Here is a 10,866-nt window from a genome sequence, read left to right as displayed (position 1 = left end):
CGCCCTCTCGGATCTCCTACGTAGCGGTTTTTCTCTTGAGCTTTTCGGTTTTGGCCGCTGCTCTTTGCTCTTGAAGCATTTGCTTGGACTCGTTCACGTCGCCAATGAACGGACGCAGCCATGCCGATTGCGGGTGCGAATCCACAAGGATCGCCCTGGCGAACAGAGACAGCGGAACGGCCATCAAGGCGCCCAGCGGACCCAAGAGCGCCGACCAGAAAATGACAGACAGGAACGTCAGCGTCATATTCAAGTTGACCGTCCCTGAAACGAACTTAGGCTGGATGATCGATTGGATCAGCGAGTTGATGACGCCATAGAACGCCACAACGGCAATGAAGGCTGGCAGGCCGCCCGCCAGCAACGCCATGATTGCGGCTGGGACCAGGCTGATCCAAAAGCCGATGAAGGGGATATAGCCGCAGACAAAGGCCAACAACGCCCAGAGTCCCGCACCCGGCACTCCCAGTGCAAGCAGCAGGATCAGGTTGAGCATGGCAACAATGGCACCAAAGATGGTGGTCATGACCATGAATGAGCGTGAGAGCTTGGCGAAGTTGGACAGCGCCTCGACCACGGGCGCGCGCTTTTCCTTCACAACTGCAAGGATCGTCGGGTAGTAGACGGCATCGACGCTCATGAACATCACCAAGAGGAGCAGGAAAATGGTGCCTGAACCGACATTCATTGCACTGCCCAGCAAATTGTAGGCGGTGTCCAGTAGAACCCTGAGATCAACGGAATCCACAATGGAGCGTATCTGGTCGTCGCCTATGCCCAGGTTGTCGTGGAGAAAGATCCTCAGCTGGCCACGCAGTTCCGATATTCGTGGTGCAAACTGCGGAAGCAACTGGGTGAGCTGCACAGCCGAAACCCAGAGTGAGGCTATCAAGGCGCCGACCATGGCGTAGACAGCAAGAATCGTTGAAATGGTGGCCAGTGCGGCCGGTACGCCCCGGTTGATGAGCCGCTGCTTAAGCGGATAGACGGAGATTGTCAGAACGAGTGCCAAAAACACCGGACCGACAATGGAAGAGATTCGGCTCAGCCCAAAAAGCACTATGACGGCTGCCGCCAGACTGATCAGCACCTTTGTCCCCGAAGAGTTCTGGTGCGGGACCGAAGATGGGATGGCGTTTGCTTCGCTCATTGACTGTCCGTTTCGATGCTTCCAGTGCGATGCCCTAATGGCATTGCAAGGATTCTATCCGTAGGTGCTCGTCACAGACGGTTCAGGCAGTTTCACGCGCAATAATTGCTTGCAGCTCCTCGCTCCAGGCATCGAGCACCCAGGACCGGCGGTTGGCGTCGTCAGTGAGAATATTGGCCAGGCCCAGACCTCGGCCCAAGTCGAGTGTCGCGGCCACGATTGCCCGCAATCGGGGTGTTTCACGATCAATATTCAACAGTGTGGCAGCCAGTCTGAAGGCCTCGCGTGCAACTATCTGCTCAAGTGGAATGATATGTTCGCGCACTGCGGGATCCACGGCGGCGGCATTCCATACCTGCAGGGCGGCCTTGAACAAAGGGCCGGTGTACATGTCCACCAAAGAATCAAGGACCTCGCGCACAGACACGGGACCGTCACCCCGGGCGGTGAGTGCGGCCTGGATTTCCTGCACGCGGGCAACGGTCATATGCTCAATGGCCGCAGTGAAAAGGTCATCTCGCGTAGGGAAGTGGTGCTGTGCGGCGCCGCGGGAAACCCCCGCGTGGGTGGCCACTGTGGCAACAGTGGTGTTCGTCCATCCCGCCTCTGCCAGAAGTATGACGGCACTCTCCAACAGGCGCTCACGGGTGGCCCGGCTGCGTTCCTGCCTGGGCTCGATGGCTGTTCTGCTCACAGGAGGGACGCTAGCATAAAACATAAACAAGCAAGCATGATTGCTTTTTGGTGCGTCACCTCACATACTGGTGAAGAGGCCAGGGAAGATTCGTGGCGGCCCGTATTTCGAGCGTCATGGATGGGGTGCCCAAGCCTCGCAACGAAGGAGTGCCTTCAATGGCGGAGCTAGTGGATGTCTTGTCTGATCTTGAAGCGGAATCTGCTGCGCTGGACGCCATGCCGACGGCGTTGTCATTGTTGCCGCAGCCGCTGCCCGCGGAGATGCTGCGGCATATTCCGCGATCGGGCAGGACCTGCGTTCCGGAGCCGTCACGATCGACTCGGCCGCTGAGCAGCTTGCCGCCCTTCCTCCGGATCGACTGCTGGCGCAGTGGAGAAGCGGACGACGCCGGATGGCTGCGTCCCTGCGCGAGCTTACCCCGGTTGCCAAGCTGCCCTGGTTTGGACCGCCCATGAGCGCCACCTCCATCGCGACGGCGCGCATCATGGAAACATGGGCCCACGGCCAGGACATTGTCGATGACCTGGGGATGAGCCGCCCAGCCACTGACAGGCTGCGCCATGTTGCCCATCTTGCCGTGCGGGCAAGGAAGTATGCCTTCACGTTGAACGGACTGGCATCTCCGGCCGATGAATTTCGGGTGGAATTGCAAGGCCCTTCGGGTGAACTTTGGGTGTGGGGGCCAGCGGATGCGGTGGACGGTGTGTCCGGCCCGGCCGAGGGTTTTTGCCTCTTGGCCACTCAGCGCCACCACCGCGTCGACCTGGCCGTCTCAGCTGATGGACCCAACGCGGACAAATGGCTGGATATTGTCCAGGCTTTTGCCGGCCCTCCCGGCCAGGGACGGCAGAGCCGGGGAGCCAAGCCTGTGGAGAGCATTTCATGAGCGTGCTGCGGGTGGCCAATGCTTCAGGTTTTTACGGGGACAGGGCGGGGGCCTTTAGGGAAACGCTGGAAGGAGGCCCGGTAGATGTCATCACCGGCGACTACCTGGCCGAGCTGACAATGCTTATCCTGGCCCGCGACCGCGCCAAGGACCCCACCACCGGCTACGCCAAAACTTTCCTGCTGGAGATGCGCCAGAGCCTGGCACTCGCCTTGGAGAAACGTGTGCGAATTGTTGTCAACGCCGGAGGGCTGAACCCTGCCGGGCTGGCTGCGAAGCTGCGAGAACTGGCTCAAACTCTGGGCGTGGATGCAAGAATCGCACACGTTCACGGTGACGACCTGCTGGAGCGGGCGCAGGAGCTGAGCTTTGGCACATCAGCGGGAAAGGCACTGTCCGCAAACGCCTACCTGGGTGGCTGGGGCATAGCAGCCGCACTGGGGGCCGGCGCCGACGTCGTGGTGACGGGCCGGGTGAGCGATGCATCGCTGGTGGTCGGGCCCGCAGCCTGGCACTTTGACTGGCAGAGCAGTGACTGGGACAAGATTGCCGGTGCCATGGCCGCCGGACACGTCATCGAATGCGGGACACAGGCAACCGGAGGAAACTACGCCTTCTTCGATCGCTTGGCGGACATGCGCCGCCCCGGCTTCCCTATCGCGGAGATCTCCGCCGACGGCTCCAGCGTCATCACCAAGCACCCTGGGACCTCGGGGGCTGTCACCTGCGGCACCGTCACGGCGCAGTTGGTCTATGAAATAACCGGGGCCCGCTATGCCGGTCCAGACGCGGTGCTGCGCCTGGACTCCATTGACATTGCCGAAGATGGCCCCGACAGGGTGCGCCTGAGCGGTGCGCGGGGCGAAGCGCCGCCGGACACGCTCAAAGTGTCCATCAACGCGCTAGGCGGCTTCCGCAATGAGGTCACGTTTGTGCTGACAGGGTTGGACATTGAGAAAAAGGCCGCCTTGGTCCAATCCCAGCTCGAAAACGCCGTGCCCGAAGGGACCACCTGGACCCTGGCACGTACAGACCACCCAGACTCTGAGAGCTGCGAGGAAGCGAGCGCCCTGCTGCACTGCGTGGCCCGCGGCCAGGACCCCAAGGTGGTGGGCCGCGCGTTCTCCAACGCCGCTGTGCAGATTGGTCTGGCCAGCTATCCGGGTTTCCACCTCACCGCCCCACCGGGGGACGCGACACCCTACGGCGTCTACACCCCGGGGTGGGTGAAGGCCGCCGAGGTTCCACACATCGTGACGCTGCCAGACGGCAGCGAAATCCAACTGCCGCCGTTGGCTGGAACTGTTGGCGCCGCCGTCGCACTTGCCGCGGCTCCGGAACCGGAACTGCCGGTGTTCCCTGCTCCGGGGACGGCGGCAGGCCCGACGACGCGTGCCCCGCTCGGGCGGGTGGCGGCGGCTCGCAGCGGGGACAAGGGGGGCGACGCCAACGTGGGCGTGTGGGTGGAAAACGCCCAAGCCTGGCCGTGGCTCGCCAACACCTTGACGGTGGCAAAGCTCAAGGAGCTGCTGCCGGAGACCAGGACGCTGGACGTGGAACGGCATGTCTTCCCGAAGCTGCATGCGGTCAACTTTGTCATCCATGGCCTGTTGGGCGAGGGTGTGGCCTCCAACGCCCGTTTTGACGCCCAGGGCAAGGCCCTGGGCGAGTGGCTCCGTGCCCGCAATCTTGAGATTCCAGAGGAATTCCTATGAGCGTTCTACGCAGCACGATTGACCCGTTGAGCCCCGAATTCACCAGCAATGCGGTAGCCATGGCGCAGAAGCTGACCGGCCTTGACGGCGACTACGCCAAAGTCCTGGAAAGTGGCGGGGCGAAAGCCGTGGCCCGTCACCGCAAGCGGGGCAAGATGCTGGCCCGGGAGCGGGTGGAAATGCTTCTTGACAGGGATGCGCCGTTCCTCGAGCTCTCGCCCCTTGCCGCATGGGGCACTGCGTTCCATGTCGGTGCCAGCGTGGTGACAGGAATTGGTGTGGTGGAGGGTGTGGAGTGCATGATCGTCGCCCACGAGCCCACGGTGAAGGGCGGCACCTCCAACCCGTACACCACGAAGAAGATTTTCCGGGCTCTGGACATTGCCCGGGAAAACCGGCTGCCGGTGATCTCCCTGGTGGAATCCGGTGGTGCGGACCTGCCCACGCAGAGCGAAATCTTCATCCCTGGCGGGAAGCTCTTCCGCGATTTGACCCGGCTGTCCGCGGCGGGCATTCCCACCATTGCGCTGGTGTTTGGCAACTCGACAGCCGGTGGGGCCTACGTGCCCGGCATGAGCGACCACGTGGTCATGATCAAGGAACGCTCCAAGGTTTTCCTGGCCGGACCGCCGCTGGTCAAAATGGCTACTGGGGAAATCTCCGATGATGAATCCCTCGGCGGTGCCGACATGCACGCTCGCATCTCCGGCCTGGCCGACTACTACGCGGTGGATGAAATGGATGCGCTGCGGCTTGGACGCCGGATTGTGGCCCGGCTCAACTGGGTCAAAACAGGGGCCGCGCCGGCTCACGCCCTGGAGCCGCTGCTGCCTGAAGAAGACTTGCTGGGTGTGGTGCCCGGGGACTTGAAAGTGCCCTTAGACCCACGCGAAGTGATTGCCAGGGTGGTGGACGGCAGTGACTTTGACGAGTTCAAGGCGTTGTACGGCTCCTCCCTTGTCACTGGCTGGGCCAGAATCCACGGCTACCCCGTGGGCATCCTGGCGAACGCACGCGGCGTGCTGTTCTCCGCCGAATCCCAAAAAGCCGCCCAATTCATCCAGCTGGCCAATTCCACGAACACCCCGCTGCTGTTCCTGCACAACACCACCGGTTACATGGTGGGTAAGGAATATGAGCAGGCCGGCATCATCAAGCACGGCTCCATGATGATCAATGCCGTCTCCAACTCCACCGTCCCGCACCTCTCGGTCCTGATGGGTGCTTCCTTCGGGGCGGGCCACTACGGCATGTGCGGACGTGCCTTCGACCCGCGCTTCCTGTTCTCCTGGCCCTCGGCTCGGTCCTGCGTCATGGGCGCCGCGCAACTTGCAGGGGTCATGTCGATCGTGGGCCGCGCCGCTGCGGCTGCCGCGGGACGCGAATTCGACGAGGAGGCCGATGCCACCATGCGGGCTGCCATCGAGGGGCAGATCGAGGCGGAGTCCCTGCCGACCTTCCTCTCCGGCAAGTTGTACGACGACGGCATCATCGACCCCCGCGACACCCGCACTGTTTTGGGCATGGCGCTTTCGGCCATCGCCACCACCCCCATCAAGGGCGCCGAGGGCTTCGGCGTCTTCCGGATGTGAGCCAAGGATGACACTCATGGCACCAACCACCATTCACAAGGTCCTTGTAGCCAACCGCGGCGAAATTGCGCGCCGCGTGTTCCACAGCTGCCGCGAGCGCGGCATCGACACGGTCGCCGTGTATTCCACCCCCGACGCCGGAGCCCCCTTCGTCGGTGAAGCGGACACCGCGGTGCACCTGCCGGGCAGCAGTGCAGTGCAAACGTACCTGCGCGGGGACTTGATCATTGCAGCTGCCCTGCGCGCGGGGGCCGACGCCATTCACCCGGGCTACGGTTTCCTGTCGGAGAACGGTGGCTTTGCCCGTGCCGTGGAGGAGGCCGGACTGATTTGGATTGGCCCTTCCCCGGAAGCCATGGACGCCATGGGCTCGAAAATAGAGGCAAAATCCCTGGTGGCCGCCGGTGGTGTGCCGGTCCTGACGCAGCTTGACCCCGCCACAGTGACGGAGGACCAGCTCCCTGTTCTCATCAAGGCCTCGGCCGGCGGCGGAGGACGCGGCATGCGCATTGTGCGGGCCGTGGCGGATCTGCCAACGGAATTGGCCACCGCGCGCGCCGAAGCGGCGAGCGCCTTTGGCGACGACACCGTGTTTTGCGAACCCTACTTGGAGGCAGGCCACCACGTTGAGGTCCAGCTCATGGCAGACACGCACGGCACGGTATGGGCTGTGGGGGAGCGCGAATGCTCCATTCAGCGGCGGCACCAAAAAGTCGTGGAGGAGGCACCCTCTCCGCTGGTGGAACGCACGCCCGGCATGCGTGAAAAACTGTTTGCCGCAGCGGTGGCCGCAGCGAAGGCCGTGAACTATGTGGGCGCCGGTACGGTGGAGTTCCTGGCCGATGAGTCGGGCCGCTTCTACTTCCTGGAGATGAACACGCGTCTGCAGGTGGAACACCCTGTCACCGAATGCACTACCGGCCTTGACCTGGTGGCCCTGCAGCTGGACGTGGCCGCAGGTGCTGCGCTCGCCGACTGCGTCCCGGGCGGTGCTGAACGCGACGGGCTGGCACCAGTTCGGCATGGGGCTGCCATTGAGGTACGGCTGTACGCGGAGGACCCGGCCGCCGGGTGGGCGCCGCAGACAGGCATGGTGCGGGCCTTTGACTTTGACGGCTTGGCCGCGTCCTTTGCCCTGCCCGTCCGCGAGCGCGGCCTGCGCCTGGATTCCGCTGTGGAGGCCGGCTCCGCCGTGTCCATCCACTACGACCCCATGCTGGCCAAGGTCATTGCCTGGGCCCCCACCCGCGCGGAGGCGGCCCGGGTGCTGTCCCGGGCGCTGGTGCGGGCACGCATTCACGGAGTGCGTTCCAACCGGGACCTGCTGGTCAACATTTTGCGCCATAGCGCCTTTCTGGCGGGAGAGGCGGACACCTCGTTCCTGACCACGCACGGGCTTGACACGCTCGCCGCCCCCGTTGCCGGACCACAGGAAGAGCGCCTTGCCGCCCTTGCCGCAGCCTTGGCTGGAGCCGCTCTGCGTCGGCAGCAAGCAGCAGTGTTGGGCGGGCTACCGGGCGGATGGCGGAACCTGCGCTCCATGCCCCAACACACAACGCTTGCGGGCCCTGCAGGGGAGCACGAGATCAGCTATGCCCTGACCCGGGCCGGACTGCAGGCGGAAGGCTTTGCGGGGGCCGCCGTCGTCCATCTGGATCCCGCAGTGGTCAGCCTGGAAGTTGACGGGCTGGTCCGCACGTGGTTTGTGGCGCACCACGACGAGGCGGCCGGGACTGTCCTTGAAGTCGACAGCGACGGCGGTGCCGTCACGTTTGCCGAGGTGGGGCGCTTCCCCGACCCCTGCTTGGCAGTGCCGGACGGTTCACTGACAGCGCCCATGCCAGGGGCTGTCGTGGCGGTGCACGTTGCCGCCGGGGATCTCGTCACCGCCGGGCAGCCGCTGCTGGTGCTCGAAGCCATGAAGATGCTGCACACCATTGGTGCGCCTGCCGACGGAACTGTTGCGGAACTGCTTGTTACTGTGGGCGCCACAGTGAATGTGGGCACTGTGCTGGCCGTGGTGGAAGCCACCAACGAATAGCCCGGAAATTTGAAGTACTTTCAAGAGCTTTCGAATTGATTCAAGAAGGAGCAGCAGATGAAACACGTAGAAACAGAAGAGCAGCAGGCTTTGCGTTCCGCTGTGCGGGACATTGTGGGCCGGTACGGGGTTGAATACGCCAACAAGCACGCCCGTGCCGGTGAATCCATGACTGAACTGTGGCAGGAGCTGGGGGAGGCAGGCTTCCTGGGTGTGGCAGTGCCCGAAGAATACGGTGGGGGCGGGTGCGGCATCTATGAACTGGCTGCCGTGTTGGAGGAAGCCTCGACCCTGGGTGCCTCGCTGATCATGATGGTGGTCTCCCCAGCCATCTGCGGCACCGTCATCGCCAAGTACGGCACGGACGAACAAAAGCAGCGCTGGCTGCCAGGGTTCGCCGACGGCTCCATTGTCATGGCCTTCGGCATCACCGAGCCCGATGCCGGCTCCAACTCCCACAACATCTCCACCGTGGCCCGCCGCGACGGGGATGATTGGGTGCTGAACGGGCGCAAGGTGTACGTGACCGGCGTGAACAACGCCGACTACGTGCTCATCGTGGCACGCACTGTGGATGAACGCAGCGGCCGCCTGCGCCCGGCCATGTTTGTGTTGCCGCGGGAAACCCCCGGCTTCGAATACCGGGAAGTGGACATGGACATCATCGAGAGTGAAAAGCAGTACCTGCTTTTCCTTGACGATGTGCGCCTGCCCGCCGAAGCTCTGGTGGGAGGGGCGGATGCGCCACTGGAAGCCTTGTTTGCGGGCCTGAACCCCGAGCGCATCATGGCCTCGGCCATTGCTGTTGGCACGGGACGCTACGCCATCAACGTAGCGGCCGAATATGTGAAGGAACGTTCCGTATGGGGCCAGCCCATTGGCGCGCACCAGGGCATTTCACACCCGCTGGCCAAGAGCCACATTGAAGTGGAACTGAGCCGGCTCATGATGCTGCACGCGGCGGCGCTCTACGACGCAGGGGAGGACAAGGCCGCAGGGGAGGCTGCCAACATGGCCAAGTACTCAGCCGCCGAAGCCAGCATCAACGCCCTCGACACGGCCATTCAATCCCTGGGTGGCAACGGTTTGAGCAAGGAATATGGGCTGGCCCAAATGCTGGGTCTTGCCCGCATCGGCAGAGTGGCTCCCGTCAGCCGCGAAATGGTGCTGAACTTCGTGGCCCAGCACTCCCTCGGCCTGCCGAAGAGCTACTGACATGGAGGCCCGCAACGACGCGCAGCCCGGCAAGCTGGTGCACCCTGCCGATTTGATCCAGCCTGCCGAGCTGGTCCACTATGCGGTGGAGGACGGCATCGCCACCCTTACCCTTGACTCGCCAGCCAACCGGAACGCCTTGTCGCAGCAGCTTGTCGCCGAGCTCTTGGGGCACCTGCAGCTGGCCGCGGCGGAGGCCGCGGCCGGCGTCGTGCGCGGGATACTGCTCAGCCATACAGGCAAGGTGTTTTGCGCCGGTGCGGACCTGTCCGAGGCGAGCGCTCCAGTGGAGGGCGGGGGCGGCGTGGAGGCCGGTGCGCGGGACCTGGTACGGATTCTGCACACCATCTTGACGGTGCCAGTGCCCGTCATTGCGAGGGTCGACGGCGTTGCCCGGGCAGGCGGGCTCGGCATCCTGGGCGCCTGTGACATGGTGGTGGCCAGCACTGTGGCGAGTTTTGCCTTCTCCGAGGTGCGGATCGGCGTGGCCCCGGCCATCATCTCGCTGACCACCATGGAAAGGATGAGCAGCCGCCCGGTGTCCCGCTACTTCCTCACGGGAGAGAGCTTTGGGGCGGCCGAGGCACAAGAATGCGGACTCATCACATGTGCGGCGGAGACCCTGGAAGACGCCTTGGCTCCGTTGTTGGCGGCCATCCGCCTCGGCTCCCCGCAAGGACTGGCCGAAAGCAAGAAACTCGCCAACGCGTCCATGCTGGCCAGACTAGAGGCCGGTGCACAGGAAATGACGGAGCTTTCCACTCGGCTCTTCAGGACGGCAGAAGCCAGGGAGGGGATACGAGCGTTCCAGGAAAGGCGTCCCCCGGCCTGGCACTAACCGACGCTCCTGCAGAAGCGGGGCTGTTTCCCCCGTCCCTCCTGCAGAAGCGGGGCTGTTTCCACCAACGCAAAGTGCCCATTGCCTTATACGACTTAAACGAGACCCCCTGGGAGGGATCATGAACAAAGCATCAGGAAACACCGCACCAGAGAACACCGCATCCGTGAAATCAGCACCAACCAGTGGCCAGAGCACCCAGGCCAACCTGGCTGGGAAAACCCTCCTCATGTCCGGAGGGTCGCGGGGCATTGGCCTGGCCATCGCAGAACGCGCCGCCCGCGACGGAGCGAATGTGGTTCTCATCGCCAAGACGGACACCCCTGACCCCCGGTTGGAGGGCACCATCCACACAGCCGCAGCGGCCATCGAGGAAGCCGGGGGGAAAGTGCTGGCCGTGGTGGGTGATGTTCGCGACGATGACACCATCGCCGCCGCCGTGAAGTCTGCCGTTGACACCTTTGGCGGGATAGACATTGTGGTCAACAACGCCAGCGTCATCTCCCTTGACGGGTCGTTGAAAGTGACCGCAAAACGCTACGACCTCATGCAGGACGTCAATGTACGGGGCACGTTCATGCTGACCAAAGCCGCACTTCCGCACTTGCTGGAAGCTGCCAATCCACACATCCTTTCGTTGTGCCCGCCGCTGAACCTTGCCCAGAAGTGGCTGGGCACCAACCCGGCCTACACGCTGGCCAAGTACGGCATGACCCTGGCCACGCTCGGCTT

9 protein-coding genes are annotated in these 10,866 nt (G+C 63.5%); 7 read left to right on the top strand and 2 right to left on the bottom strand.

The window, feature by feature from the left end; translation table 11 throughout:
* Positions 1-16 precede the first annotated feature (16 nt).
* Both Q4P21_RS02055 and Q4P21_RS02050 read right to left on the bottom strand, forming a co-directional pair.
* Positions 17-1,150, bottom strand: a complete 1,134-nt coding sequence (locus tag Q4P21_RS02055) for an AI-2E family transporter (RefSeq protein WP_303387203.1) — start codon at positions 1,148-1,150, stop codon at positions 17-19.
* 82 nt (positions 1,151-1,232) lie between these two features.
* A complete protein-coding gene (locus tag Q4P21_RS02050) occupies positions 1,233-1,844 on the bottom strand; it encodes a TetR/AcrR family transcriptional regulator (RefSeq protein ID WP_303387202.1) in 612 nt (203 codons plus the stop codon).
* A gap of 199 nt (positions 1,845-2,043) precedes the next feature.
* Between Q4P21_RS02050 and Q4P21_RS02045 the strand changes: the two genes are divergently transcribed.
* The 7 genes from Q4P21_RS02045 to Q4P21_RS02015 form a co-directional block, all read left to right on the top strand.
* Entirely contained in the window at positions 2,044-2,733 is a 690-nt protein-coding gene (locus Q4P21_RS02045; protein ID WP_369598840.1) for a TIGR03084 family metal-binding protein, read from the top strand.
* Complete coding sequence (locus Q4P21_RS02040; protein WP_303387201.1) at positions 2,730-4,448, top strand: acyclic terpene utilization AtuA family protein; 1,719 nt, start codon at positions 2,730-2,732, stop codon at positions 4,446-4,448. Before Q4P21_RS02045 ends, Q4P21_RS02040 begins: the two co-directional genes overlap by 4 nt.
* Positions 4,445-6,040: an acyl-CoA carboxylase subunit beta gene (locus tag Q4P21_RS02035; protein WP_303387200.1), complete on the top strand. Its 1,596-nt coding sequence runs from the start codon at positions 4,445-4,447 to the stop codon at positions 6,038-6,040. Before Q4P21_RS02040 ends, Q4P21_RS02035 begins: the two co-directional genes overlap by 4 nt.
* A gap of 16 nt (positions 6,041-6,056) precedes the next feature.
* Positions 6,057-8,081: a biotin carboxylase N-terminal domain-containing protein gene (locus Q4P21_RS02030; protein ID WP_303387199.1), complete on the top strand. Its 2,025-nt coding sequence runs from the start codon at positions 6,057-6,059 to the stop codon at positions 8,079-8,081.
* Positions 8,082-8,138: 57 nt separating this feature from the next.
* On the top strand, positions 8,139-9,296 hold the full coding sequence (locus Q4P21_RS02025; protein WP_303387198.1) for an acyl-CoA dehydrogenase family protein: 1,158 nt from the start codon (positions 8,139-8,141) through the stop codon (positions 9,294-9,296).
* 1 nt (position 9,297) lies between these two features.
* Positions 9,298-10,134: an enoyl-CoA hydratase family protein gene (locus Q4P21_RS02020; protein WP_303387197.1), complete on the top strand. Its 837-nt coding sequence runs from the start codon at positions 9,298-9,300 to the stop codon at positions 10,132-10,134.
* 229 nt (positions 10,135-10,363) lie between these two features.
* Positions 10,364-10,866: SDR family oxidoreductase (locus Q4P21_RS02015; RefSeq protein ID WP_303387222.1), on the top strand; the 503-nt coding region annotated here is incomplete at its 3' end.

This window comes from Arthrobacter sp. (assembly GCF_030540645.1).
Lineage (GTDB): Bacteria > Actinomycetota > Actinomycetes > Actinomycetales > Micrococcaceae > Specibacter.
The sequence above is the reverse complement of the archived record's forward strand: the minus strand, read 5'-3'. Positions and strand labels throughout refer to the sequence as shown.